The organism is Streptomyces sp. NPDC086147 (assembly GCF_040702165.1).
In the GTDB taxonomy this organism is placed as follows: domain Bacteria; phylum Actinomycetota; class Actinomycetes; order Streptomycetales; family Streptomycetaceae; genus Streptomyces.
The window spans coordinates 720,507-745,730 of record NZ_JBFBJO010000001.1 but is presented as its reverse complement, the minus strand read 5'-3'; the positions used below and the strand labels follow the sequence as shown (position 1 = coordinate 745,730).

The 25,224-nt window shown below is 73.8% G+C and carries 21 protein-coding genes; 12 read left to right on the top strand and 9 right to left on the bottom strand.

What is annotated here, in order from left to right; genetic code table 11:
- Positions 1-370: 370 nt before the first annotated feature.
- From AB0398_RS03560 to glgB, 4 genes are all read left to right on the top strand, one after another.
- On the top strand, positions 371-2,356 hold the full coding sequence (locus AB0398_RS03560; protein WP_366372053.1) for an alpha-1,4-glucan--maltose-1-phosphate maltosyltransferase: 1,986 nt from the start codon (positions 371-373) through the stop codon (positions 2,354-2,356).
- Positions 2,353-4,047: a maltose alpha-D-glucosyltransferase gene (gene treS, locus AB0398_RS03555; protein WP_366372051.1), complete on the top strand. Its 1,695-nt coding sequence runs from the start codon at positions 2,353-2,355 to the stop codon at positions 4,045-4,047. The genes AB0398_RS03560 and treS overlap by 4 nt, the downstream gene beginning before the upstream one ends.
- A 234-nt stretch (positions 4,048-4,281) precedes the next feature.
- Complete coding sequence (locus AB0398_RS03550; protein ID WP_366372049.1) at positions 4,282-5,631, top strand: maltokinase; 1,350 nt, start codon at positions 4,282-4,284, stop codon at positions 5,629-5,631.
- 166 nt (positions 5,632-5,797) lie between these two features.
- Positions 5,798-8,119: a 1,4-alpha-glucan branching enzyme gene (gene glgB, locus AB0398_RS03545; RefSeq protein ID WP_366372047.1), complete on the top strand. Its 2,322-nt coding sequence runs from the start codon at positions 5,798-5,800 to the stop codon at positions 8,117-8,119.
- Between the two features lie 18 nt (positions 8,120-8,137).
- On the opposite strand, the gene AB0398_RS03540 is transcribed toward glgB, so the two are convergent.
- Together AB0398_RS03540 and AB0398_RS03535 are read right to left on the bottom strand one after the other, a co-directional pair.
- The gene (locus tag AB0398_RS03540) at positions 8,138-10,372 is read right to left on the bottom strand and encodes a UvrD-helicase domain-containing protein (protein WP_366372045.1); all 2,235 of its coding nucleotides are present in this window, start codon (positions 10,370-10,372) and stop codon (positions 8,138-8,140) included.
- A gap of 183 nt (positions 10,373-10,555) precedes the next feature.
- Positions 10,556-11,209, bottom strand: a complete 654-nt coding sequence (locus AB0398_RS03535; protein ID WP_366372043.1) for a TetR/AcrR family transcriptional regulator C-terminal domain-containing protein — start codon at positions 11,207-11,209, stop codon at positions 10,556-10,558.
- 66 nt (positions 11,210-11,275) lie between these two features.
- On the opposite strand from AB0398_RS03535, the gene AB0398_RS03530 reads away from it, so the two are divergent.
- Positions 11,276-12,538, top strand: a complete 1,263-nt coding sequence (locus tag AB0398_RS03530; RefSeq protein WP_366372041.1) for a beta-ketoacyl-[acyl-carrier-protein] synthase family protein — start codon at positions 11,276-11,278, stop codon at positions 12,536-12,538.
- A 43-nt stretch (positions 12,539-12,581) separates the two neighbouring features.
- Here AB0398_RS03530 and AB0398_RS03525 read toward each other — a convergent pair whose 3' ends face one another.
- The 5 genes from AB0398_RS03525 to AB0398_RS03505 all read right to left on the bottom strand — a co-directional run bounded on the left by AB0398_RS03525 (position 12,582) and on the right by AB0398_RS03505 (position 14,823).
- The gene (locus tag AB0398_RS03525; protein WP_366372040.1) at positions 12,582-13,028 is read right to left on the bottom strand and encodes a GNAT family N-acetyltransferase; all 447 of its coding nucleotides are present in this window, start codon (positions 13,026-13,028) and stop codon (positions 12,582-12,584) included.
- 118 nt (positions 13,029-13,146) lie between these two features.
- A complete protein-coding gene (locus AB0398_RS03520; protein ID WP_366372039.1) occupies positions 13,147-13,488 on the bottom strand; it encodes a thioredoxin domain-containing protein in 342 nt (113 codons plus the stop codon).
- The gene (locus tag AB0398_RS03515) at positions 13,485-13,919 is read right to left on the bottom strand and encodes a MerR family transcriptional regulator (RefSeq protein ID WP_366372037.1); all 435 of its coding nucleotides are present in this window, start codon (positions 13,917-13,919) and stop codon (positions 13,485-13,487) included. The genes AB0398_RS03520 and AB0398_RS03515 overlap by 4 nt, the downstream gene beginning before the upstream one ends.
- 42 nt (positions 13,920-13,961) lie before the next feature.
- Complete coding sequence (locus AB0398_RS03510) at positions 13,962-14,264, bottom strand: hypothetical protein (protein ID WP_366372035.1); 303 nt, start codon at positions 14,262-14,264, stop codon at positions 13,962-13,964.
- Between the two features lie 19 nt (positions 14,265-14,283).
- Positions 14,284-14,823: an Lrp/AsnC family transcriptional regulator gene (locus AB0398_RS03505; protein ID WP_366372033.1), complete on the bottom strand. Its 540-nt coding sequence runs from the start codon at positions 14,821-14,823 to the stop codon at positions 14,284-14,286.
- A gap of 67 nt (positions 14,824-14,890) precedes the next feature.
- On the opposite strand from AB0398_RS03505, the gene AB0398_RS03500 reads away from it, so the two are divergent.
- Both AB0398_RS03500 and AB0398_RS03495 read left to right on the top strand, forming a co-directional pair.
- A complete protein-coding gene (locus AB0398_RS03500) occupies positions 14,891-15,883 on the top strand; it encodes an NAD-dependent epimerase/dehydratase family protein (RefSeq protein WP_366372031.1) in 993 nt (330 codons plus the stop codon).
- Between the two features lie 11 nt (positions 15,884-15,894).
- On the top strand, positions 15,895-16,770 hold the full coding sequence (locus tag AB0398_RS03495) for an aldo/keto reductase (protein ID WP_366372350.1): 876 nt from the start codon (positions 15,895-15,897) through the stop codon (positions 16,768-16,770).
- 118 nt (positions 16,771-16,888) lie between these two features.
- Here AB0398_RS03495 and AB0398_RS03490 read toward each other — a convergent pair whose 3' ends face one another.
- On the bottom strand, positions 16,889-18,244 hold the full coding sequence (locus AB0398_RS03490; RefSeq protein WP_366372029.1) for a cation:dicarboxylase symporter family transporter: 1,356 nt from the start codon (positions 18,242-18,244) through the stop codon (positions 16,889-16,891).
- A gap of 189 nt (positions 18,245-18,433) precedes the next feature.
- Here AB0398_RS03490 and AB0398_RS03485 point away from each other — a divergent pair, with 189 nt between their 5' ends.
- The 5 genes from AB0398_RS03485 to AB0398_RS03465 all read left to right on the top strand — a co-directional run bounded on the left by AB0398_RS03485 (position 18,434) and on the right by AB0398_RS03465 (position 24,041).
- Positions 18,434-20,185, top strand: coding sequence for a sensor histidine kinase (locus AB0398_RS03485; protein ID WP_366372027.1), 1,752 nt, complete (start codon positions 18,434-18,436; stop codon positions 20,183-20,185).
- Positions 20,182-20,877, top strand: coding sequence for a response regulator (locus tag AB0398_RS03480; protein WP_366372025.1), 696 nt, complete (start codon positions 20,182-20,184; stop codon positions 20,875-20,877). The genes AB0398_RS03485 and AB0398_RS03480 overlap by 4 nt, the downstream gene beginning before the upstream one ends.
- Before the next feature lie 104 nt (positions 20,878-20,981).
- Positions 20,982-21,653: a helix-turn-helix transcriptional regulator gene (locus AB0398_RS03475; protein ID WP_366372023.1), complete on the top strand. Its 672-nt coding sequence runs from the start codon at positions 20,982-20,984 to the stop codon at positions 21,651-21,653.
- Between the two features lie 173 nt (positions 21,654-21,826).
- Positions 21,827-23,128: a DUF2254 family protein gene (locus tag AB0398_RS03470; RefSeq protein WP_366372021.1), complete on the top strand. Its 1,302-nt coding sequence runs from the start codon at positions 21,827-21,829 to the stop codon at positions 23,126-23,128.
- A 79-nt stretch (positions 23,129-23,207) separates the two neighbouring features.
- Positions 23,208-24,041: a class II glutamine amidotransferase gene (locus AB0398_RS03465; protein WP_366372019.1), complete on the top strand. Its 834-nt coding sequence runs from the start codon at positions 23,208-23,210 to the stop codon at positions 24,039-24,041.
- Between the two features lie 38 nt (positions 24,042-24,079).
- Here the strand turns inward: AB0398_RS03465 and AB0398_RS03460 are convergent, their stop codons facing one another.
- Entirely contained in the window at positions 24,080-25,177 is a 1,098-nt protein-coding gene (locus AB0398_RS03460) for a helix-turn-helix domain-containing protein (protein WP_366372017.1), read from the bottom strand.
- Positions 25,178-25,224 lie beyond the last annotated feature (47 nt).

The window sequence follows — 25,224 nt, the reverse complement described above, 5'->3', positions numbered from 1 at the left end:
GCCCCGACCGGATCGGAGCAACGGGAACCGACGGGTACGGGAACCCTTGTGACGGCCCGTGCGGGAGCAACCTCCCGGTGCCACAGGGGCGGTGACGGCCTCGTGTCCGACTTCAGTCCTGGCCCGATTTGCTACGACCCGGTAGTTAACAAAGCGCCGGATTGCCCGAGGGTGCACCATGGGAAGGCTCCTCCGGTAACGCCCGGCACGCGCCCGTTCCTGACCCCCTTTCACCCCCTCGGTTCGGCCGTCCGGGTGAACGCGGACGGGAGAGGGCACGCCCCCGACCCGCCGGCCGTCGGCGGAGCTAGAAAGAGCGCACCACCACCCGCACCCCCGTAACCCGTCAGGTGATGCTGTGAATCCGCTCATGGGACGCATTCCCGTACTGGACGTCCGCCCACTGGTCGACTGCGGCCGGCGCCCCGCGAAGGCGGTGGCCGGAGAGACCTTCGAGGTGACGGCGACCGTCTTCCGCGAGGGTCACGACGCGGTCGCCGCCAACGTCGTGCTGCGCGGCCCGTCGGGCCGTCCCGGCCCCTGGATCCCGATGCGCGAACTGGCGCCGGGCACCGACCGCTGGGGTGCCGAGGTCACCCCGGACGCCGAGGGCTCGTGGACGTACGCCGTGGAGGCCTGGAGCGACCCGGTCGCCACCTGGCGGCACGCGGCGAAGATCAAGATCCCGGCCGGGATCGACTCCGAACTGGTCCTCGCGGAGGGGGCCGAGCTGTACGAGCGGGCCGCGAAGGGCGTCCCGAAGAAGGGCGGCGGCCGGGAGGCGGTGCTCGCGGCGGCGGACACCCTGCGCGACCCGTCGCGACCCGCCGCCGCGCGGCTCGCGGCGGCCCTCACCCCCCGGGTGGTGGAGGTCCTGGACCGCCATCCGCTGCGCGAACTGCTCACCTCGTCCCCGAAGTTCCCGCTCCAGGTGGAGCGCGAGCGGGCCCTGTACGGCTCCTGGTACGAGTTCTTCCCGCGCTCGGAGGGCGCGCGGACGGTCGACGGGCGCACGGTCCCGGGGAACTTCCGGACGGCCGCCGAGCGGCTGCCGGCGGTGGCGGCGATGGGCTTCGACGTGCTGTACCTGCCGCCGGTGCACCCGATCGGCGAGACGCACCGCAAGGGACCGAACAACTCCCTGTCGGCGTCGCCGAGCGACGTGGGCGTGCCGTGGGCGATCGGTTCGCCGGAGGGCGGGCACGACGCGCTCCACCCGGACCTGGGCACCTTCGAGGACTTCGACGCCTTCGTGGCGCGGGCCCGGGAGCTGCGCCTGGAGGTCGCGCTCGACTTCGCGCTCCAGTGCTCGCCGGACCACCCGTGGGTGGAGAAGCACCCGGACTGGTTCCACCACCGCCCCGACGGCTCGATCGCGTACGCGGAGAACCCGCCGAAGAAGTACCAGGACATCTACCCGATCGCGTTCGACAGGGACATGGACGGGATCGTCGAGGAGACCGTGCGGGTGCTGCGGCACTGGATGGACCACGGGATCCGGATCTTCCGCGTCGACAACCCGCACACCAAGCCGGTGGTGTTCTGGGAGCGGGTGATCGGGGAGGTCAACAAGGCCGATCCGGACGTGATCTTCCTGGCGGAGGCGTTCACGCGGCCCGCGATGATGCGGACCCTGGGCGCGATCGGCTTCCAGCAGTCGTACACGTACTTCACCTGGCGCAACACCAAGGAGGAGCTGACGGAGTACCTCACGGAGCTGTCCCGGGAGACGGCCGCGCAGATGCGGCCGAACTTCTGGGTGAACACCCCCGACATCCTGCCCGGCTACCTCCAGAAGGGCGGCCGGCCCGCGTTCGAGGCGCGGGCGGTGCTCGCGGCGACGCTCTCGCCATCCTGGGGCATGTACGCCGGGTACGAGCTGTGCGAGAGCGCCCCGCTGCGGGAGGGCGGAGAGGAGTACCTCGACTCGGAGAAGTACGAACTGCGGCCCCGTGACTGGGAGTCGGCGGAGCGCGCGGGGAGGACGATCACCCCGCTGATCACGAACCTGAACCGGATCAGGCGCCGCCACCCGGCGCTGCGCCGGCTGCGGAACCTGACCTTCCACGAGGCGGACAACCCGCAGGTGATCGCGTACAGCAAGCGCTCCGGTTCGAACACCGTTCTGGTGGTCGTCAACCTCGACCCGCACCACACCCAGGAGGCGACGGTCTCGTTGAACATGCCGGAACTCGGCCTCGACTGGCACGAGACCGCGCCGGTGCGCGACGAGCTCACCGGCGAGACCTATCACTGGGGCAGGTCCAACTACGTGCGCCTGGAACCGGGCGTCACGCCCGCGCACGTGCTGGCCCTGCGACCGTCCCCGCAGACCGGAGGGTCACCCACCTCATGACTGTCAACGAGCCCGTCCCCGACACGTTCGAGGACACCCCCGCCAAGGACCGCGATCCCGAGTGGTTCAAGCGGGCCGTCTTCTACGAGGTCCTGGTCCGCTCCTTCCAGGACAGCAACGGCGACGGCGTCGGCGACCTGAAGGGCATCACGTCCAAGCTGGACTACCTCCAGTGGCTGGGCGTGGACTGCCTCTGGCTGCCGCCGTTCTTCAAATCCCCGCTGCGCGACGGAGGTTACGACGTCGCCGACTACACGTCCGTGCTCCCGGAGTTCGGCGACCTCGCCGACTTCGTGGAGTTCGTGGACGCGGCCCACCAGCGCGGCATGCGCGTGGTCATCGACTTCGTCATGAACCACACCAGCGACCAGCACATGTGGTTCCAGGAGTCGCGGCGCGATCCGGACGGGCCGTACGGTGACTACTACGTCTGGGCCGACGACGACAAGCAGTACCCGGACGCCCGGATCATCTTCGTCGACACGGAGACCTCCAACTGGACCTTCGACCCGGTGCGCAAGCAGTACTACTGGCACCGGTTCTTCTCGCACCAGCCGGACCTCAACTACGAGAACCCGGCGGTGCAGAAGGAGATCCTGTCCGCGCTGAAGTTCTGGCTGGACCTGGGGATCGACGGCTTCCGGCTCGACGCGGTGCCGTACCTCTACCAGGAGGAGGGCACCAACTGCGAGAACCTCCCGGCCACCCACGCCTTCCTGAAGCGGGTCCGCAAGGAGATCGACGAGCACTACCCGGACACGGTGCTGCTCGCCGAGGCGAACCAGTGGCCGGAGGACGTCGTCGACTACTTCGGCGACTTCCGGTCGGGCGGCGACGAGTGCCACATGGCCTTCCACTTCCCGGTCATGCCGCGGATCTTCATGGCCGTGCGGCGCGAGTCGCGCTACCCGGTCTCCGAGATCCTGGCGAAGACCCCGGCGATCCCCTCCGGCTGCCAGTGGGGCATCTTCCTGCGCAACCACGACGAGCTGACGCTCGAGATGGTCACGGACGAAGAGCGCGACTACATGTACGCGGAGTACGCCAAGGACCCGCGGATGCGGGCCAACATCGGCATCCGGCGCCGGCTCGCCCCGCTCCTGGACAACGACCGCAACCAGATGGAGCTGTTCACCGCGCTGCTCTTCTCGCTGCCCGGTTCACCGGTGCTGTACTACGGCGACGAGATCGGCATGGGCGACAACATCTGGCTGGGCGACCGGGACGGGGTGCGCACCCCGATGCAGTGGACGCCCGACCGGAACGCCGGGTTCTCCTCCTGCGACCCGGGGAGGCTCTACCTTCCGGCCATCATGGACCCGGTCCACGGCTACCAGGTGACCAACGTCGAGGCCGGCATGGCCTCGCCGTCGTCGCTGCTGCACTGGACGAAGCGGATGATCGAGATCCGCAAGCAGAACCGGGCCTTCGGCACGGGGACGTACACGGAACTGCCGTCGTCCAACCCGGCGGTGCTCGCGTTCCTCCGTGAGGACGGCGATGACCTCGTGCTCTGCGTGAACAACTTCTCGCGGTTCGCGCAGCCGACCGAGCTCGACCTGCGCACCTTCGCCGGGCTGCACCCGACGGAACTGGTCGGTGGCGTGAAGTTTCCTGCCATCGGGCAACTCCCGTACCTCCTGACCCTCGCGGGCCACGGGTTCTACTGGTTCCGCCTCAAGAAGGCCTGAGACCGCGACGGTTCGGCCACGTCCGCGGCGGGGCGGTTTCGCCCGTCCCGCCGGGGGCACTGTGAACGACAGCACGATTCAGGTCCATACGGGCCTTCTTCTCGGGCCCGTACGGATCTTCCCTTTCCGACACGTCCCGCACATCCGGACAGTCCAAGCCGCCATCCGGGACACTCTGCGCATTTGAACGTATACGAAACCCATCTGCGCGCCCCGGGGAAAGGACGCGATGCCATGCCGGAGACCGCATCCGACACCCGGGCCCCGGACGCCCTCCTGCCGTCCCTCGCCCCCCTGCTCCACGAATGGCTGCCACGGCAGCGCTGGTTCGCGGGCAAGGGCCGCCGGGTCACCGGATTCACCCTGGACACGGCCACCGAGCTGCTCCCTCTGGACGGCCCGGGGCCCGGCCTCCTCCATCTGCTCGTACGGGTCGAACAGCCGGGCCGCCCGGCCGGTTCGCCCTCCGACTGCTACCAACTGCTCCTGGGCGTACGGACCCAGCTCCCGCCCCGCCTCGCCCCCGCCCTGATCGGGCGGATCCGGCAGGGGCCGCTCGCCGGGCGGGCCGTCTACGAGGGGCTGCGCGACCCGCGGCTCGCCGGGCTCCTCTACGAGCGGCTGCGCACCCCGGGCCGGACCGGTCCGCTGCGCTTCCACGCCACCACCGCCCTGCCGGCCGCGCTCGCGCCCCGCGTGCTCGACGCCGAGCAGTCCAACTCCTCGCTGGTCTACGGGGACGCGTACATCCTCAAGATCTTCCGCCGGGTCAGCCCCGGCGCCAACCCCGATCTGGAGCTGCCGCTGGCGCTCAGCCGGGCCAGCTGCGCCCGGGTGCCCGCGCCGGTCGCCTGGTTCGAGTCGGGGGCCGCGACCCTCGGCGTCCTCCAGCCCTATCTGCGGGACTCCCGGGACGGCTGGCGGCTCGCGCTCGACGCGCTGGCCGACGGCCGGGAGTTCACCACCGAGGCGCGGGCGCTCGGCCGCGCCACGGCCGAGGTGCACCTGGCGCTCGCCGGGGCGCTGCCGACGCGGCGGCTCGGGAAGGCCGAGGCGGAGCTGCTCGCCGACGCGATGGACCGGCGGCTGCACGCGGCGGCGCAGGCCGTGCCCGCGCTGCTGCCGCACGTGCCGGGGCTGCGGGCCGTCTTCGCGGCGGCGGGCGGGGCCGCCGGGGCGGGGGCGCTCCAGCGCATCCACGGCGACCTGCACCTCGGGCAGACCCTGCGGGGCTCCGACGGCGCCTGGGCGGTCATCGACTTCGAGGGCGAGCCCGCGAAGCCGCTGGACGAGCGGCGCAGCCCGCAGCCCACGGTCCGGGACGTCGCCGGGATGCTCCGCTCCTTCGACTACGCGGCCCGCACCCACCGCCCGTGGAACGCCGACTGGGCGGCCCGCTGCCGCGCCGCCTTCTGCACCGGCTACGCGGAGGCGGCGGGCGCCGACCCGCGCTCGGACCCCGCGCTCCTGCGCGCCTACGAGACCGACAAGGCGGTGTACGAGGTCCTCTACGAGGCCCGTCACCGGCCGGACTGGCTGCCGGTCCCGATGGCGGCGATCGAACGGCTGGCGGCGATCCCGTGAGTACCCCGTTCGGAGCAGCGGGCCCGTCCTGTGGGCCCCCTCCCACCCGCGAGAACCCCCACCGGCCCCGTTCGGCCGAGTGTCCCGGCGTCCCCGCGGCGCGTTCCACAGGCGTGTTCCGCACCGATCCCCCCTTTCCCTCTCCCGTCCTCCAGGAGGCATCCCCGTGACCGCCCGATCCGCAGGAAAGACGTCCACAGCCAAGAAGGCGCCCGCGTCGGCCACTGCCAGGAAGGCGTCCGCGGCGGACCTGCCCGCCGTGCGGAAGGAGCCGGCGCCGGAGCGGCCCGCCGTACGGAAGGCGCCACCGCTCGACCCGGGCGACCGGGCGCGGCTGCTCGCCGGAGAGCACCACGACCCGCACGGGGTGCTCGGCGCGCACCCGGTGCGCGGCGGGGTGGTGGTGCGGGTGCTGCGCCCGTTCGCCCGGGAGGTCGCCGTCCTCACCAAGGGCCGCCGGGTCGTGCTCCACGACGACGGCGACGGCCTCTTCTCGGGGCTGCTGCCGCTGCTGCGGAAGGTGCCGGCGTACGAGCTGCGGGTGCGCTACGCGGAGGGCCCCGAGCTGGAGGTCCAGGACCCGTACCGCTTCCTGCCCTCGCTGGGCGACCTCGACCTGCACCTGATCGGGGAGGGCCGGCACGAGGAGCTGTGGACGGCGCTCGGCTCCCGGATCATGACGCACGAGGGCGTGACCGGCACCCGGTTCGCGGTCTGGGCGCCGAACGCGCGCGGGGTGCGGCTCACCGGTGAGTTCACGTACTGGGGCGCGGGCCTGCCGATGCGCTCGCTCGGCTCGACGGGCGTGTGGGAGCTGTTCGTGCCCGGCCTCGGCGAGGGCACGGTCTACAAGTACGACATCGCCCGGCCCGACGGCTCGCACACGCTGCGGGCGGACCCGATGGCCCGGCGGACCGAGTGCCCGCCGAACACGGCGTCGATCGTCACCGAGTCGCACCACGTGTGGAACGACGGGGAGTGGATGGAGCGGCGGGGCGCGCGCCCGGCGCACGAGTCCCCGCTCTCGGTGTACGAGGTGCACCTGGCGTCCTGGCGGCCGGGGCTGACCTACCGCGAGCTGGCCGAGCAGCTTCCCGCGTACGTGCGCGACCTCGGCTTCACGCACGTGGAGTTCATGCCGGTCGCCGAGCACCCCTTCGGCGGCTCGTGGGGCTACCAGGTGACCGGGTTCTACGCGCCGACGGCCCGGATGGGCACCCCGGACGACTTCAAGCACCTGGTGGACGCGCTGCACCGGGCGGGGATCGGGGTCCTGATGGACTGGGTCCCGGCGCACTTCCCGAAGGACGACTGGGCGCTCGCGGAGTTCGACGGACGGCCGCTGTACGAGCACGAGGACCCGCGCCGGTCGCACCACCCGGACTGGGGGACCCTGGAGTTCGACTACGGGCGCAAGGAGGTGCGGAACTTCCTGGTCGCCAACGCCGTGTACTGGTGCCAGGAGTTCCACATCGACGGCCTGCGCGTGGACGCGGTCGCCTCGATGCTCTACCTGGACTACTCGCGCGAGCACGGCGAGTGGGTGCCGAACGAGTTCGGCGGCCGGGAGAACCCGGACGCGGTGGCGTTCCTCCAGGAGATGAACGCGACCGTGTACCGGCGCTGCCCGGGGATCACGACCTTCGCGGAGGAGTCCACGGCCTGGGACGGCGTGACGCGGGCGACGGACCAGGTGGGTCCCGGCGGCTTCGGCGGCCTCGGCTTCGGCATGAAGTGGAACATGGGCTGGATGCACGACTCTCTGGAGTACGTGCAGAAGGAGCCGGTGCACCGGAAGTACCACCACGACGAGATGACGTTCTCGATGGTGTACGCGTACAGCGAGAACTACATCCTGCCGATCTCGCACGACGAGGTGGTGCACGGCAAGCGGTCGCTCGTGTCGAAGATGCCGGGCGACTGGTGGCAGCAGCGGGCCAACCACCGCGCCTACCTGGGCTACATGTGGGCCCACCCCGGCAAGCAGCTCCTCTACATGGGCCAGGAGTTCGCGCAGGGCGGGGAGTGGTCGGCGGACCAGGGGCCGGACTGGTGGCTGCTCGACCCGGCGTACGGGGCGGAGGCCGACCACCGGGGCGTGCGGGACCTGGTCCGCGACCTGAACACGGTGTACACGGCGACGCCGTCGCTGTGGGAGCGGGACACCTCGCCGGAGGGGTTCGAGTGGGTGGTCGGGGACGCGGCCGACGACAACGTCTTCGCGTTCCTGCGGTTCGACGGCTTCGGCTCGCCGCTGCTCGCCGTGTCGAACTTCTCGCCGGTGGTGCGGCAGGACTACCGGCTCGGGGTGCCGGACACCTTCGCGGCCTGGACGGAGGTGCTGAACACGGACGCGGGCCGGTACGGGGGCTCGGACGTGGTCGGCGCCGACCCGGTGAAGACCGAGTCGGTGCCGTGGCACGGGCGCCCGTCCAGCGTGCGGATGACGCTGCCGCCGCTGGCGACGGTGTGGTTCAGGCCGGCTTGAAGGGCACGGCGGGCGTGATCACGCGGGCCTGATCACGCCCAGGCGCTGGGTGGCCCGGGTCAGCGCCACGTACAGGTCATTCACGCCGTGCGGGGCGCCGGCCCGGATGCCGTCCGGGTCGACGACGAGGACCGTGTCGAACTCCAGGCCCTTGGCCTGCCGGGGGTCGAGGAGGACCACCGGCCGGGTGAGGTCGGGGGCCGGGCCGTGGTCGGCGTCCGGGAGGGCGCCGGCCAGGGCGGGGTGCAGCTCCGGCGGGGCGATCACGGCGAGCCGTCCGTCGGGGCGCCGCTCGGCGGCGACCGCGTCGGCGGCCTCCTTCACCGGGTCCTCGACCGTGCGGTCCCAGGGCTCGACGCCGGTGGAGCGGACCGAGCCGGGCGGCTCGAAGCCGGGGTCGGTCTCGCGCCGGACCTCGGCGGCGACGGCCATGATCTCGGCGGGGGTGCGGTAGTTGACGCCGAGCCGGACCAGGTCCCAGCGGTCCTCCACATACGGGCCGAGGATGTCCCGCCAGGCGCCGACGCCGGCCGGGTCGCCGGTCTGGGCCGGGTCGCCGACCAGGGTCATGGAGCGGGTGGGGCTGCGGCGCATCAGGAGCCGCCAGGCCATCGCGGAGAGCTCCTGGGCCTCGTCGACGATGATGTGCCCGAAGGCCCAGGTGCGGTCGGCGGCGGCGCGCTCGGCGGCGGTGCGGTGGTCGTCCTCCTCGTGGCGCTCGGCGAACCGCTCGGCGTCGATGATGTCGTGGGCGGAGAGGACCTCGGAGGCGTCCTTGTCCTGCTCCTCCTTGTCCTCGAACTCGTAGGTGCGGGAGGCGTAGGAGACGTCGAGGACGCCCTGCGCGTACTGGATGCGCTTCTGCCGCTCGGCCTCCTCGGCGGCGCGGAGGGCCGAGTCGTCCTGGCCGAGCAGTTCGGCGGCCTCGTCGAGGAGGGGCACGTCGGCCGGGGTCCACGCGCCGCCCCCGCGCCGGATCGCGGCGGCGTCGGCGTCGGGCAGGTGGGTGGGCTCGGTGAGGTAGTCGGCGAGGAGGTCCTGCGGGGTGAGGGCGGGCCAGAGGGTGTCGAGGGCCGCGTACACCTCGGGGTTGGCGGCGATGCCCTTGGCGAGCAGGGCGATGTCGTCGGGGCCGAGGAAGTTGGGGCCGCCGTAGGGGTCGGCGCCGATGCGGTCGGCGAGCTGCTCGGCGAGGGCGTCGAGGATCCGGAAGACGAAGTAGGGGCGGGCGAGGTTGTGCGGGAGGGCGGTCTCGCGGGCCTTGTGGCGGGCCTCCAGGGCCATGTCCCAGTCGACGACCAGGTCGCCGTCCTCGTGCGGGACGACCAGCGGCTCGCCGCGCTCGGGGACCCGCTGGCGGTCCCGTACGGCGGCGGCGAGGGCGTCGGCCATGGCGGCGGAGCCCTTGACGGCGGCGGCGCGCGGGGTGTCGGTGCCGGTGGCTCGGACGCCGGGGAAGAGCTCGGCGGGGGTGGCGAGGAGGACGCCGGTCTCGCCGAGGGAGGGCAGCACGTTGCCGATGTAGCCGAGGAAGGCGGGGTTGGGGCCGACGATGAGGACGGCCCGGCGGGCGAGCTGCTCGCGGTGGGCGTAGAGGAGGTACGCGGCGCGGTGCAGGGCGACGGCGGTCTTGCCGGTGCCGGGGCCGCCCTCGACGACGAGGACGCCGCGGTGCGGGGAGCGGATGATGGCGTCCTGCTCGGCCTGGATGGTCTGCACGATGTCGTGCATGCGGCCGGTGCGGGCGGCGTCGAGCGAGGCGAGCAGCACCTCGTCGGCGTCCCGGCCCTCGTGGCCGGTGCGGGTGGCGTCGGCGAGGTCGAGGACCTCGTCGTGGAGGGCGGTGACCGTGCGGCCGGTGGTGCTGATGTGGCGGCGGCGGGAGAGGCCCATCGGCTCGTACCCGGTGGCGAGGTAGAAGGGGCGGGCGACCTCGGCGCGCCAGTCGACGACGAGGGGGGTGCGGTTCGGGTCGTCCTCGCGGATGCCGAGCCGGCCGATGTGGTGGTCGCGGCCGTCGCGGAAGACGAGCCGGCCGAAGCAGAGGCCACTCTCCCCCGCGTTGAGCGCGGCGAGCAGCCCGGACCGCTCGGCGACCAGCACGTCCCGTTCGAGCCGGCCCTGGTTGCTGCCGGTGCCGGGGGTGCGCAGGGCGCGGTCGACGGCGGCCTCGGCCCGGTCCCTCAGGTCGTCGAGCCGTGTGTAGAGATCGGTGATGAATTGTTGTTCATTCCGAAATTGCTCGGTTGACAATTCGACTCCCGGCGCGATACAGTGCGTTTAGTGAAATTCTCCGTGTACCGCTGTGCGTAGACACGGAATCCACGAATATACGTGATGCGATACCCCGACTGTCAATTCTAGTCGGGGTATTTCTGTATGCCCTGACGGCTTCATATGTCCCGACAGCGCGAGAATTCCGGGCCGGGCCCCGGCTCATTCCGCGCCGGACACGCCCCGGTCGCGCCCGGGGCCGTCGTGGACCGTCAGCGCTCCGGCGAGGTCGAGGTCGGCGACGGTGCCGTGCGCTCCGGCGCGGACGAGCAGCACCGCGCCGAGCGCGGTGCTCCAGAACGTCCTGACCTCGACGCCGAGCGGTCGGTGGGTCCCCCAGCCGCGACCGTCGACGAGCCGGCCCGCGAAGCGCTCGGACTGCCGGAACAGCAGCTGGAGGTGCCGGTCGACCACGGGGGCGAGCTCGGGCCTGGAGATCCCCGCGGCGAGCGCCCGCGCGACCGACGGGAGCGAGGGCATGGCCAGGACGGCGCGGGCGACGTTGCGCCGGAAGGCCGCCGCGTCGGGGGCCTGCCGGCCGATGCGCTCGATCCGCCGGGCGTCGTGCAGCAGGCCGAGGAAGGCGGCGTGCACGAGCAGCGCGTCCTTGGACCCGAAGTGGTAGGTGACCTGGTTGGGGAAGACGCCCGCCGCGTTCGCGATCTCCACGACGCTCGGCTCGGCGCCGGTCCGCTCCCCGCAGAGCCGCGCGGTCGCCTCGATCAGCCGGCGCCTCGTCGCGCGCCCCCGGTCGCGCGATCGGGCCGGCGCCGGGCGGGCCGGGGTCGCCCCGGCTTCGGTTCGCTTCTTCTCCACATCCGAATTGTATGTGATACAACAAGACCTCGTTCGCTTGTATCGCATACAAGAAAGGTGAGGGGCATGCACCGGACCGAGGTCGTCGTGACCGGACTCGGCGCGATCACACCGCTCGGCGGGGACGTGGAGTCCACCTGGAACGCCCTGCTCGCCGGCGAGTCCGGCATCCGCGGCGGTGTCCTGCCCGGCCACGAGGACGTCGGCCTTCCCGACGTCGTCGCGGGGACGATGGCGGCCGACCCGGCCGATTCCCTGTCGCCGGTGCGGGCCAGGCGGCTCGACCGCTCGCAGCAGGCGGCCCTCGTCGCGGCGGCCGAGGCCTGGGCCGACGCCGGTGCCCCGCGGGTGGACCCGGACCGGCTCGCGTCCGCGATCGGCACGGGCATCGGGGGCGTACAGACCCTGCTGAGGGAGGACGACGTGCTGGAGACGGCCGGAGCACGGCGCGTCTCGCCCCGCACGGTCCCGATGCTCATGCCCAACGCGGCGGCGGCCCTGATCAGCATCGAGTACGGCGCGCGGGCCGGCGTCTACACCCCCGTCTCGGCGTGCTCCTCCGGTGCCGAGGCGATCGCCCTGGGGGCCCGGCTCATCCGCGCGGGCGAGGCGGACGTGGTCATCGCGGGCGGGACCGAGGCCGCGATCACCCCGATCACCGTCGCCGGCTTCGTCCAGGCGCAGGCGCTGTCCCGGTACACCGCCGAACCCGCCTCGGCGTCCCGGCCGTTCGCCGCGGACCGCAGCGGATTCGTCCTCGGCGAGGGCGCGGCCGTCGTGGTGCTCGAAAGCGCCGAACACGCCGCCGCCCGGGGCGCGCACGTCCGCGCGGTGCTCGCGGGCGCCGGCATCGCCGCCGACGCCCACCACATCACCGCGCCCGCCGCCGACGGCTCCGGCCAGATCGCGGCCATGCGCAAGGCGCTCGCGCAAGCCGGTCTGGCTCCGGAGCGGATCGCCCACGTCAACGCCCACGCCACCGGAACCGAGGTCGGCGACGTCGCCGAGGCGCGCGCGATCGGGAAGGTCTTCGGCCGCGCCACCGTGACCGCCCCCAAGGCGGCACTCGGCCACCTCTTCGGCGCGGCCGGCGCGATCGAGGCGCTCGTCGCCGTCCTCAGCGTGGAGCACGGTGTCGTCCCGCCGACCCGCAACCTCGCCGCGGCCGGCGTCGGTCCCGACATCGGCCTCGACGTCGTCACGGAGCGGCGGGACGCCCCCCAGGAGGCCGTGCTCAGCAACTCCTTCGGCTTCGGCGGGCAGAACGTCTCGCTCGTCGTCACCGGCGCGCGGCGCCCCGGCCCTCGAACGGCCACGACGGCGCCGTGACCCGTACGGGCACCCCGACGCCCGGCCCGTGAAGAGCCGTCCCCTACGCCGGGGTCCCGGGGCCCCCGGTCAGCGCCTTGTGGAAGTGGACGTCCTCGGCGCCGCCCGGGATGCCGAGGGTGCGGCCGGTCTCCACGTAGCCGTGCCGCCGGTAGAAGTCCGGGGCCTGGAAGGTGAAGGAGGAGACGGTGGCCCGGTCGCAGCCGCGGCGGCGGGCCTCCGCCTCGGCGGCGCGCAGGAGCCTGCCGCCCCAGCCGTCGCGGCGGTGCTCCTCGTGGACCCAGAGCATTCCGATGCCGAGCAGTCCGGCCCAGGTCCAGGCGGTGATCCCGCCGACGACCTCGCCGGTCGCCGGGTCGACGGCCTTCACCGAGAACTCGCTCTGGTCCTTGAGGCTGGTCCCAGTGGCCGCGAAGTTGTACGCGTCGAGCCCCCGGTCGAGGAGCTTCGCCAGCTCGGGGTCACGGTCCCCGACGGTCAGGCCGGTCATGTCGTGATCATGATTCATGCCGCCCGAGTCTGGCACAGGGCCCCGGGGCCCTCTCCCGGCCGGATCCAGGAGTGCTCCGGGGCCCCGCCCGGCCGGATCCAGGAACCCCGAGGGTGGCTCAGGAGCCGAGCACGTCCTCCAGTTCCTCCAGGAGGCGGCGCTTCGGCCGGGCGCCGACCAGGGACTTCACGGGCTCGCCGGCCTGGAAGACCATGAGGGTCGGGGTGGCGAGGACCCCGTACCGCACCGTGGTCTCCGGGTTGCGGTCCACGTCGATCTCGACGATCCGGAGGCGTGCGGCCTCCTCCCGGGCGAGCGCGCCGAGCACCGGCTTCAGCTGCCGGCACGGCCCGCACCACTCGGCGGTGAACTGCACCAGGACCGGCAGCCCGGAACCCAGCACCTCCGTCCCGAAGTCCGCGTCCGTGACCTCGTCCACGCCTTCCGCGTACGTCGTCATCCCTCTTCCTCCTCCGTGTCGGTCTCCACGGCCGTTTCCTCCACGGCCAGTTCGCACCGGGGCTCCGGGCCGTGCGGCAGCTCCGCCTCGGCCCGGAGGAGCTGGGCGCCCACCTGGGCGCGTACCGCCCGGAGCTGTTCGATCAGGCCGTCCAGCTCGGCGACCTTCCGCCGGTAGACGGCGATCGACGCGGGGCACGCGTCGCCCGCCGGGTGCCCCGCGCGCAGGCAGTCGACGAACGGCCGCGTCTCCTCCAGCTCGAACCCGAAGTCCTGAAGGGTCCTGATCTGCTGGAGGAGCCGCAGGTCGTCCTCGTCGTACGTGCGGTGCCCCCGGTCCGTACGCCGGGCGGTCAGGAGGCCCCGGGACTCGTAGTACCGCAGGGTCCGCGGGGTGGTCCCGGCCCGCTCGGCCAGCTCTCCGATGCGCATGCGCCGACCGTAGGCCCTGACGTCGGCGTCAAGGCAAGGGCCTCACCCCGGGAGGGGTCGGTCGGCTGCCCGCAGCAGCGGGACGACCCCGGCCTCCTCGTACGCGAAGTGGGCCTCCAGCCCGCTCCGGAGGCGTTCGAACTCGCCGCGCAGCTCCCGCGGCCCGGTCTCCTCGACCCGGGCGAGGCACGGGAAGAGGCCGGCGTCCTCGCCGCCGTGGTGGACGGCCGTGGCGGCGCAGAAGGCGACGCAGTGCCGCCGCAGCTCCACGGTGAGGTCGGGGGCCGTGTGCGCGCCCAGGCCCTCGCTCGCGGACCGGCACGCGACGTGAGTCCCCCGTTCCAACCGCACGCCCCGGTGGGCGTCAAGCGTGTTCCCGGTCCGGCGGCAGCAGCGGTTTCCCCTCCACCGGGGACGAGAGCACGATCGAGGTCGTGGTGCGGCCGAGGATCGAGGTCTGCTCCAGGACCTCTTCGAGGTGGGCGGTGTCGGTGACGGCGACCTTGAGGATCCAGCAGTCCTCGCCCACCACGTGGTGGACCTCCAGGACCTCGGGGCGGGCGGTCAGTTCGAGGGTGCGGGGGTGTTTGAGGGTGTAGCCGCCGTGCGGGTTCACGCGGATGAAGGCCTGGAGGCCGTAGCCGAGGCGGGCCGGGGAGACCCTGGCCCCGTAGCCGGTGACCGCGCCGCCCTCCTCCAGGCGGCGGACCCGCTCGGTGACCGCCGCCGGGCTGAGCCGGACGCGGCGGCCGAGCTCGCTCAGCTTGATCCGGCCGTCGGTCTGGAGGAGGTCCAGGATCTGCCGGTCGATGGCGTCGAAGGGCGCACGAGGGCCCACCGAGGTTTCGTCGGCGACGGTCCGCGAACGCCGTGGTTCCTTCGGCGCGACGGCCTGGAGACCCATGTTTCCCCCTTCAGACGGCGAACGCCCAACGTAACACTTGTCCCCGAGGGAAAGGGAGTTGGAATTCATGGACGTTCTGGTCATCGGCGGGAGCCGTTATTTCGGCAAGCGGGTCATCGCCCTCCTGCGCGAATCCGGGCACCGCGTCACGGTGCTCAACCGGGGTTCCTCCGGAGTTCCCGGCGGGCCTTCCGGCGGGATCGGGCACCTCGTGGCCGACCGCGACGACGAGGCCGCCCTGGAATCCGTGCTCGCGGGCCGCTCCTTCGACGTCGTCCTCGACCAGGTCTGCTACACCCCGCGCCAGGCGGAGACCGCCCGGCGGGTCTTCGCGGGACGCGTCCGGCGCTACGTGATGACGTCGACGGTGGAGGTGTACGGGGACGAGGACTCGCCCGTACCGCTCCCGGAGACCGCCCTCGACCTGGCGTCGGTCGCCGTCGACACGGGCGCGGCCTGGGACGACCCGGAGTTCCGCGACGCGCACTACGGGGAGGGCAAGCGGCAGGCCGAGGCGGTGTTCGCGGCCGGGACGCCGTTCGCCTGGGCCTCGGTCCGGGTGGCGCACGTCCTCGGCGGCGACGACGACTTCACCGGTCGGCTCGACCACTACGTGCGGCGCGTCCGGGACGGCGAGCCGATCGCGGTCCCGTCGGTGAACCGTCCGGCGACCTACGTGTACGTGGAGGAGATCGCCGCGTTCCTCGCCTGGGCCGTGGAGGCGGACTTCACCGGGCCGGTGAACGCGCACTCCCACGGCCCGCTGCACACCGCCGACCTCTGCGCGGAGATCGAGCGGCAGGTGGGCGGCCGGACGGTGTTCCGGGAGGTGGGGGCCGGGGCCGCGGAAACCGGGGCCGGGAAGGCCGGGGAGGTGGAGGCCGGGGCCGGGGAGACCGGGGCCGGGGAGGTCTCGCCGTTCTCCTTCGCCCGCTCCTACCCGATGGACAACTCGCGCGCCACGGAGCTCGGTTACTCCTTCACGCACACCTCGGAGTGGCTCGCGCGGGCCGTCTCCGAAGCGGTCGGGACCGGCGGGGCCTCCGGGGCGGTGCGGTGACGTCCTTCCGGATGCTGGGGGACGTGCGGGTCGGGGCCGTCGGGCTGGGCACGATGCCGCTCTCCATCGAGGGGCGGCCCGACGGGGCGCGGGCCGTCGCCACGGTCCACGCGGCCCTGGACGCGGGCACGACCCTGCTCGACACCGCCGACTCCTACCACCCGCCGGGCGGCGAGCCCGGCGAGGGCGAGCTGCTCGTGGCCCGGGCCCTGGCCTCGTACGGAGGCCGTACGGACGGGGTGCTGGTGGCGACGAAGGGCGGGCGGGGGCGGACGGCCGACGGCGGCTGGACCGTGAACGGCCGGCCGGAGCACCTGCGACGGGCGGCGGAGGCCTCGGCCCGGCGGCTCGGGGGCGGCGCGATCGGCCTGTACCAGCTGCACAAGCCGGACCCGGCCGTCCCGTACGCCGAATCGCTCGGCGCGGTACGGGAGTTGCTGGACGCGGGCACGGTCCGGCTCGCCGGGGTCTCGAACGTGGACGCGGAGCGGATCCTGCTGGCCCGGGAGGTCCTGGGCGACCGGCTCGTCTCCGTGCAGAACCGGTACTCGCCCGCCGTCCGGGACGGCGGGGCGGAGCTGCGCCTCTGCGCGGAGCTGGGCCTCGCCTTCCTGCCGTGGAGCCCGCTGGGCGGGATCTCGCGCAGCTCCCTGGACGGGGCGTCCGCCCTGGAGGAGGACCCGGAGTTCGGGGCGTTCCACCGGGTGGCGCGGGCGCGCGGGGTCGGCCCGCAGCGGGTGGCGCTCGCCTGGCTGCTGTCGCTCTCGGAGACCGTCCTGCCGATCCCGGGGGCGAGCCGCCCGGAGACGGCCCGGGACTCGGCGGCCGCGGCCGGGCTCGTCCTGACGGAGGAGGAGCTGACGGAGCTGGCGGCGGTGCGGGGGTGAACGGGAGGTCCCCGGCCGCTCGTGGCGGCCGGGGACCTCCCGTACCCGGGGCCCGGATCCGGCTCAAGGCCCGGGACCCGGAGGTTCTTCGCGGGAGCGGGGAGAGGACGGAGGCCGGTCAGACCGCCGCGGGCGTCTTCTCGCCCTCCCCGTCCGCCCGCTGGTCCGGGACCGGGGTCGTCGGGGCGTGGTCGTCGACGAGGGTCTTCTCGTCGAAGGGGACGCGGCCGGCGAGGACCTCGGCCACCCGCGCCTTGTCGATCTCCTTGGTCCAGGTGCCGACGAGGACGGTGGCGACGGCGTTGCCGGCGAAGTTGGTGAGGGCGCGCGCCTCGCTCATGAAGCGGTCGATGCCGACGATCAGGCCCACCCCGTCGACCAGTTCGGGCCGGTGCGACTGGAGGCCGCCCGCCAGGGTGGCGAGGCCCGCGCCGGTGACGCCCGCCGCGCCCTTCGAGGCGATGATCATGAAGACGAGGAGGGAGACCTGCTCGCCGAGCGACAGCGGGTCGCCCATCGCCTCGGCGACGAAGAGCGAGGCCATCGTGAGGTAGATCGCGGTGCCGTCGAGGTTGAAGGAGTAGCCGGTCGGCACGGTGATGCCGACGACCGGCTTGGAGACGCCCAGGTGCTCCATCTTCGCGATGAGGCGCGGCAGCGCCGACTCGGAGGAGGAGGTGGAGAGGATCAGCAGGAACTCGCGGCCCAGGTATTTCAGGAGGGTCCAGATGCTGATCCCGGCGACCAGCCGCAGGATCGCGCCGAGCACGACGAAGACGAAGAGTCCGCAGGTCAGGTAGAAGCCGATCATGATGACGGCGAGGGACTTCAGGGCGTCCACGCCGGTCGCGCCGACGACGGCCGCGATCGCGCCGAACGCGCCGACGGGGGCGGCCCACATGATCATGGCGAGGATGCGGAAGACCAGCCGCTGGATGTGCCCGATGCCGCGCAGGACCGGCTCGCCGGCCGCGCCCATCGCCTGGAGCGCGAAGCCCGCGAGGAGGGCGACCAGGAGGGTCTGGAGGACCTCGCCCTCGGTGAAGGCGGAGACGAGGGTGGTGGGGATGATCCCGAGGAGGAAGTCCGGCGTGGACTCGCTCGCGCCCTCCGCCTGCTTGGCGCCGGCCTCGGCCAGCTCCTTGGTGAGGTGGAGGCCGGAGCCGGGCTCCAGGAGGTTGCCGACGAGCAGGCCGATCGCGAGCGCCACCGTCGACATGAGCAGGAAGTAGCCGAGGGCGAGGCCGCCGACGGCGCCGACCTTCGCGGCCTTCCGGACCGAGCCGACGCCGAGCACGATCGTGCAGAAGATGATCGGGGAGATCATCATCTTGATCAGGTTGACGAAGCCGGTGCCGAGCGGCTTGAGCTCGACGGCGAAGCCCGGCGCCAGGAAGCCGACCGCGATGCCGAGCAGGACGGCGCCGATGACGGCCAGATACAGATAGTGGGTACGGTCCCGGCGTGCGGCCACGGGGGTCCTCCTCGTGCTGGTGGGTGTCCCCCGGGCGTCCGCGTCCCGGTGGACCTCCGCGACTATCCACCAGCCTGTGACCCGGGTCACGGTTGCGTACGTTTCGTTCACGGCCGAAACGACACCGGTCGCGGAAGGGGGCCGGGCCGCGACGCCGCCGCGCGGTCCCGGGCGTGCACACTTACCCGCATGCGCCTCCGCCTCCCCCGTCCCCGCAGCCTGGCCGGCCAGCTCTTCGCGATGCAGGTCGTGCTCGTGGCCGTCGTGGTGGCGGGGTGCGCGGTCTTCGCTTACCTCACGGACCGGGCGCAGGCCGAGGAGACCGCGCGGCGCCAGTCCACGGCCACCGCCGCGGCCGTCGCCGACTCGCCGTCCGTGGCCACCGCCGCGCGCTCGGCCGACCCATCGGCGGCGCTCCAGCCGTACGCGGAGTCGCTGCGCCGCCACGCGGACGTCGCCTTCGTGGTGATCATGGCCCCGGACGGCACCCGCTGGACGCATCCGGAGCCGGACCAGATCGGCCGCACGTACCTCGGCCACATCGAGGAGGCCCGGCGGGGGCGGATCCACTCCGAGACGCACCTCGGGGTCCTCGGGCCCTCCGTGCGGACGATCGCGCCCGTCTTCGACGCCGACGGGCGGGTCGTCGCGCTGGTCAGCGCGGGCATCACGATCGAGCGGATCAGCGCGCAGGTACGGGAGCAGGTGACCGCCCTGCTCGGCATGGCGGGCGCGGCGCTCGCGCTCGGCGGGGCGGGGACGTACGTCGTGAACGCGCGCCTGCGCCGCCACACCCACGGCATGAACGCGACCGAGCTGAGCCGGATGCACGACTACCACGAGGCCGCGCTGCACGCCGTGCGGGAGGGGCTCGTGATGCTCGACGGGCGGCGGCGGATCGCCCTGATCAACGACGGGGCGCGGGAGCTGCTCGGCCTGGACGAGGGGGTGGTGGGCCGCCCGGCGGCGGAGCTCGGCCTGCCCGCGCCGCTGACGGGCGCGCTGCTCTCCTCGGAGCCGCGCGTGGACGAGACGCACCTGACGGACGACCGGGTCCTCGTCGTCAGCACCCGCCCGGTGGTGGGCGGGGAGCGGCGCGGGACCGTCGTCACCCTGCGGGACCGCACGGAGCTCCAGGCCCTGTCGGGCGAGCTGGACTCCGAGCGGGGCTTCACGGAGGCGCTGCGCTCGCAGGCGCACGAGGCGGCGAACCGGCTGCACACGGTCGTCTCGCTCATCGAGCTGGGCCGGGTGGCGGAGGCGGTGGAGTTCGCGACGGCGGAACTGGAGCTGGCCCAGGCGCTCACCGACCGGGTCGTGGACGCGGTCGGCGAGCCCGTCCTCGCCGCGCTGCTGCTCGGCAAGGCGGCGCAGGCCAACGAGCGGGGCGTGGAGCTGGTCCTCACCGAGGACAGCCGCATCGACGACGGGCGGGTGCCGTCGGCCCTGCCCGCCCGGGACCTGGTGACGATCCTCGGCAACCTGATCGACAACGCGGTGGAGGCGGCGGGCGGCACCCCGCACGCGCGCGTGACGGTCACGGTCGCGGCCCGCGCGGGGGACGGCGAGCTGTTGCTCCGGGTCGGGGACAGCGGCCCCGGCGTCCGCCCGGCCGACCGGGACGCGGTCCTCGGACGCGGCTGGTCCACCCGGGGCCCGGGCCGCGGCCTGGGCCTGGCCCTGGTCCGCCAGGCGGTCTCCCGCGCCTCGGGCACGCTGGCCCTCGCGGACGGGACGGAGGGCGGGGCGGAGTTCACGGTACGGCTGCCGCTGCGGGGGGCTCCGGAGGCGGAGCCGGTACGGGGGCCGGTGCCCGCGCCACGGGAGGGGGGCGCTTCGGACGCGGGCGGCGCCCCGGGGGCGGCCGGGCCCTCCCGTACGGCCGGATCCCCCCGTACGGACAAGACCGTCGGCGCCTCCGGGGCGGAGGTGGTGTCATGAGCGCCGCTCCCCTCCGGGTCCTGGTCGTCGAGGACGACCCCGTGGCCGCCGACGCGCACGCGCTCTACGCCGGGCGCGTCGAGGGGTTCGCCGTCGTCGGGGTCGCGCACTCGCGGGCCGCCGCCGTGCGGGTGCTCGACCGGACGCGGGTCGACCTGATCCTGCTCGACCTGTACCTGCCCGACGGCCACGGCCTCCAGCTGCTGCGCGCGCTGCGCGCCGCCGGGCACACCGCCGACGTCATCGCGGTGACCTCCGCCCGGGACCTGGCGGTCGTGCGGGAGGGCGTCTCCCTGGGGGTCGTCCAGTACGTGCTCAAGCCCTTCGCCTTCGCGACCCTCAGGGACCGGCTCGTGCGGTACGCCGAGTTCCGGGCCGCCGCCGGGGAGGCCTCCGGGCAGGACGAGGTGGACCGGGCCCTCGCCGCCCTGCGGGCCCCGCACCCCGCCGCGCTCCCCAAGGGCCTGAGCGCCCCCACCCTGGAGGCGGTCACCCGCACCCTCAGGGCCGCCGCGGACGGACTCACCGCCGCCGAGGCGGGGGCGGCCGTCGGGATCTCCCGGATCACCGCGCGCCGCTACCTGGAGCACCTCGTCACCGAGGGCCGGGCCGTGCGGGCGCCCCAGTACGGGCAGATCGGACGGCCCGAGCTCCAGTACCGCTGGCTGGAGGGACCGGCGCGCGGTCACTGAACAGGGGAAACGGTGTTACCGGGCGGTTCACACGTTCCTACGACCCATGGCCTTGGGTGAACGCACCGTAGCCACCCGTCACCCTCCGCACCTACGGTGGCCGCGTGCACCAGCCCTCCCCACCCTTCGACGCCCCGGCCGCCCGCCGCCTGCGCGAGGGCCTCGGCATGGCCCACGGCCACGTCGCGTACGGCCTGCGGGCGCAGTACGGCGTCTTCGCCACCCCCGAGACCGTCCTCGCCTGGGAACGCGGCCGGGCGGTCCCCACCGAGCAGGAGCTCACGGCCCTCGCGGGCGTCCTGTGGTGCTCCCCCGCCGAGCTGATCGCCACCGCCTCCACCCTGCGCGAGCACCGGGTGGCGCGCGGCCTCGCCCCCGAGGAACTGGCGCGGCAGGTGGGGCTCGCGGCCTCCGCGTACCGGCGGATGGAGGACGAGGGGCGCTGGCGCGGCACCGAACGCCAGACGGCCGCCCTCGCGGAGGTCCTCGGCCTCGGCCCGCGCGCCCTGATCACCGCGACCGGCGGCGACGAGCGCCTCGCCGAACTGCTGCGCGACGCGGTCACCACCCGCTGGCAGGCGTACGTGAAGCCGGTGGTGCGGACGGTGCCGCTGCCCAGGCGGACCGTGGAGTCCGTGCTCCAGCGGCTGCACACGGAGTACCACGCCCGGATGGCGGCGGTCAGCAGCTGGGGCGCATCGGGGACCACGGGCGACGAGGGGCGCGTGTATCTGGACGGGATCGTCGGCCACTTCTGGGAGTCCGTCGGAGCCTGACCCACCGGCCGTGCGACCACGCGCCCGGACGACAGCGCGTACCCCGCGGGGTACGGTCGACGGGCGGACACCGGTCCGGCGGCCGCCGTGTCCCCGACCTCGGTCACGGGGCGGCGGCCGGCCGGACGGCACCCTCTCCGCACGCGGTCCACGGCGATCCCGGAGGAGGCCGGATGGCGGGTCATGCCGACGGCGCCACCCGGTCCGGGGCGCGGCGACGCCCCCGGCGCGCCACGCCGTTCCGGCGCCCCTCGCGCGCCGTGCGCCGGGACCTCTCCCAACTGCTGTGCGCGGTCGCCGGTCTGGGACTGGGGCTGGTGGCACCGCTGGTCACCGGCGGACCGCAGGTGGACGCGGGCCGGGTGGTGAGCGTGCTGTTCCCCCTGGGCTTCGGCGTCATCGGCCTGGTGAGCGTCATCTACTCGGTGCTCTTCCTGGTCGTCCAGTTCTCCGCGAGCACGTTCACCCCGCGCCTCGGCCTGTTCCGCCACGAGCCGGTCGTCTGGCGGACGTTCGCCTTCGCCATCGGCCTGTTCGTCTTCTGCGTCACCTCGGGCCTGGCCATCGGCTCGCGGACGACCGTCTCCGCCTTCGTCCCGTGCGCGGCCATGGTTTTCACCCTGATCGCGCTCGGTCTGATGCGCACCCTCCAGATGAAGGCGTTCGACTCGATCCAGCTCGGCCACGCGCTCACCGCGATCACCGCCCGCGCGCACGCCCTGTACGACGGCCTGTACGTCCGCCCGTACGCGCCGCCCTCCCCCAAGGCGCGGCCGGAGCCGGAAACGGGCACGTACGCGGAAGTGCGCTGGACGGGTCCGCCCGCCGTGCTCCAGAGCGTCGACGTGCCCCTCCTCCTGGACGCCGCCCGGAAGGACGGCTCCTCGGTCGCCTTCCGCGTCGCCCCCGGTACGACCCTGTCGGAGGGCACGGTGATCGCCCGGGTGACCGGGGACGGCCCGCGGGCGGCGACGCTCCTCGGAGCCCTGTCGACGGGGGTGGAGCGCACCTTCGACCAGGATCCCGAACTCCCCCTGCGGCTCCTCGCCGACATCGCCCTGCGCGCCCTGTCCCCGGCGGTGAACGACCCGGCCACGGCGGTGGAGGCCCTGGACCGCCTGGAGGCCCTGCTGCTCCTCCTCGCCGGCCGCGACCTGGACGTCGGACGGTTCCACGACCCCGCCGGACGGACCCGGGTGAGCGTTCCGGTCCCGGGCTGGGACCGCTGCGTCCGGACCGCCGTCGACGACGTGCTCCTCGCCGCCACCGGGTCCCCGATGGCGCTGCGCAGGACGCGCGACCTGCTGCGCGGGCTGGCGGAGCGGGCCCCCGAGGACCGGCGCGCCGTCGTGCTCGACCGCCTCCGGTGGGTCGAGCGGACCGGCGGCGAGGCGTACCCGCTCGTCTGGGCGGACGGCACCGGGGCGGGCCCGGACGGGCCCTCCGGGACGCGCACGCGTGGCACGCCCGGGTGAGGGGCCCGAGAATGGGAGGGCCGGACGGGGCGCCTCCCCCGCCGCTCCCGGAGCACGGCAGAGACCCAGGTGATGACGCATGTGCCGATGGCTGGCGTACTCGGGCACGCCCGTCCTGCTCGACACCATCCTGTACAAGCCTGAGCACTCCCTGATCGACCAGAGCCTGCACTCCAAGCTCGGCGTGGAGACCACCAACGGCGACGGGTTCGGCGTCGGCTGGTACACGGAGGGCACCGACTCCCCGGCGCTCTTCCGGGAGATCGGCCCCGCCTGGAGCAACCGCAACCTGCGGGAGCTGGCGGACCACGTCCGCTCGCCGCTCTTCTTCGCCCACATCCGGGCGTCGACCGGGACGGCGGTGCAGCAGTCGAACTGCCACCCGTTCCGGCACGGCCGCTGGATGTTCATGCACAACGGCGCCGTCGCGGAGTTCCACCGCGTGCGCCGCGCCCTCACCCTGCTCGTCGACCCGGCGCTGTACGCGGACCTCGAAGGGACGACGGACTCCGAGGTGATGTTCTACCTGGCCCTCACCTTCGGCCTCGACCGGGACCCGCCCGGCGCGATCGCCCGGATGGCGGGAACGGTGGAACGCGTCGGCCGCGAGCACGGCGTGGAGTTCCCCCTCCAGATGACGCTGGCCGTCAGCGACGGCGAACGCCTCTGGGCCTTCCGCTACTCCAGCGAGCGCGCTTCCCGGTCCCTGTTCTACAGCAGCCGGGTGGAGACGCTGCGCCGGCTGCACCCCGACGTCACGTTCCTCCAGGGCGCCTCCGAGGGCACGCGCCTCATCGTCTCCGAGCCCCTGGGCGACCTGCCCGGCGCCTGGAACGAGGTGCCGGAGGGCAGTTACGGCATCGTCCAGCCGGACGGCGACGAGATGCACCCGTTCGCGCCGGTGGCGGTGTAGGGGCGGGGGCCGGATTGCGGTCCCGGCGGTCGAAGGTCCTAGTCCCGGCGGTCGAAGTCGAAGAGCTGGCCCGCGGCGTCCGGTGCGCAGGGGGCCAGGGCGAGGCGGGCCCAGGCGGCCGTGCGGTCGCCGACGACGGTGACGCAGCCGCCGGGGGGCGCGGAGCCGGCCGGGACGATCCGGTAGCCCTCGACGGGAGTGCCGTACGGCTCCAGGGAGAACTGCTCGATCCGGGTGGGGTCGCCGCACTCGGAGTCCTCGTACGGCGCGCCGGGCACGCGCCCGCCGGAGGGGATGCCGGAGCAGCCGGCGCCGTAGTCGGGGTGGTCGGAGGCGATCCGCCACCGTCCGCCGCCCGCCTCCGCGAGCGCGTACAGCGGGACGTCCGCGGCGGCGCACGGCACCTGGTGGATCTGGCCGCTCCGGGTGCCGCGCCGCTCGCCGAGGCAGAGGTCGGTGCCGGCCACCCGGATGCGCACGTCGCCGGCGGCGGGCGCGGTGGGGGTGCGGGGCGGGTGCCCGGTGTGGCCGTCCCGCAGGAAGGCGACGACGCTGACCCCGGCGAACACGAGGGCGGCGACCGCGATCGCCGGGACGAGGAGGCGGCGTATTCGCGACCGGGCCCCGCCGGTCCCCGGCCCGGAAGGCTCGACGACGGGGGCGGAGGGCCAGACGGGCGGGGCGTCGGGGGCCTGTTCGGGGGCGGGGGCTCCCTCGGAGGCAGAGGCCTCTTCACGCACCGGGTCCGTCGGCTTCGCGTCCGTCGGCCCCGGGCCCTCCGTCGCGGACTCCGAGTCCGGCCCCGGATCCGCGTCCTCATCCGGATCCGCCTCCACCGCCCCGTACCCCCTCCGCTCCGCGAGCTCCCTCCGTACCGTCCGCCACCGCTCCGGCGCGGCCGGTCCGGCCCCGCACGCGCGGACGAAGGCGGTCAGGAGGTCCTCGCGGGGCAGGGTCGCGCGGGACAGCATGTTCGCCACCGTGGAGCGGGGCAGGACGTCCCCGCGCGCCTCCGCCCGCGCCGAGAGCTCGCGGTACGTCAGGCCCGACCAGTCCTTGAGCGCCCGGAGGCGCGCGAGGAACTCGGCGGGGCTCCGGGCGCCCCGCGGGTCAGGGGCGTGCTCCCCCGGCGTCATCCGCGCCTCCCCCTCCTCCCGGACGGGCGGACAGGATCGGGACATGT

Coding starts and splice junctions, on each gene's coding strand:
- AB0398_RS03560 (WP_366372053.1), top strand. CDS start 371: ATGGGACGCATTCCCGTACTGGACGTCCGCCCACTGGTCGACTGCGGC.
- treS (WP_366372051.1), top strand. CDS start 2,353: ATGACTGTCAACGAGCCCGTCCCCGACACGTTCGAGGACACCCCCGCC.
- AB0398_RS03550 (WP_366372049.1), top strand. CDS start 4,282: ATGCCGGAGACCGCATCCGACACCCGGGCCCCGGACGCCCTCCTGCCG.
- AB0398_RS03530 (WP_366372041.1), top strand. CDS start 11,276: ATGCACCGGACCGAGGTCGTCGTGACCGGACTCGGCGCGATCACACCG.
- AB0398_RS03525 (WP_366372040.1), bottom strand. CDS start 13,028: ATGACCGGCCTGACCGTCGGGGACCGTGACCCCGAGCTGGCGAAGCTC.
- AB0398_RS03520 (WP_366372039.1), bottom strand. CDS start 13,488: ATGACGACGTACGCGGAAGGCGTGGACGAGGTCACGGACGCGGACTTC.
- AB0398_RS03515 (WP_366372037.1), bottom strand. CDS start 13,919: ATGCGCATCGGAGAGCTGGCCGAGCGGGCCGGGACCACCCCGCGGACC.
- AB0398_RS03505 (WP_366372033.1), bottom strand. CDS start 14,823: ATGGGTCTCCAGGCCGTCGCGCCGAAGGAACCACGGCGTTCGCGGACC.
- AB0398_RS03500 (WP_366372031.1), top strand. CDS start 14,891: ATGGACGTTCTGGTCATCGGCGGGAGCCGTTATTTCGGCAAGCGGGTC.
- AB0398_RS03495 (WP_366372350.1), top strand. CDS start 15,895: ATGCTGGGGGACGTGCGGGTCGGGGCCGTCGGGCTGGGCACGATGCCG.
- AB0398_RS03485 (WP_366372027.1), top strand. CDS start 18,434: ATGCGCCTCCGCCTCCCCCGTCCCCGCAGCCTGGCCGGCCAGCTCTTC.
- AB0398_RS03480 (WP_366372025.1), top strand. CDS start 20,182: ATGAGCGCCGCTCCCCTCCGGGTCCTGGTCGTCGAGGACGACCCCGTG.
- AB0398_RS03470 (WP_366372021.1), top strand. CDS start 21,827: ATGGCGGGTCATGCCGACGGCGCCACCCGGTCCGGGGCGCGGCGACGC.
- AB0398_RS03465 (WP_366372019.1), top strand. CDS start 23,208: ATGTGCCGATGGCTGGCGTACTCGGGCACGCCCGTCCTGCTCGACACC.
- AB0398_RS03460 (WP_366372017.1), bottom strand. CDS start 25,177: ATGACGCCGGGGGAGCACGCCCCTGACCCGCGGGGCGCCCGGAGCCCC.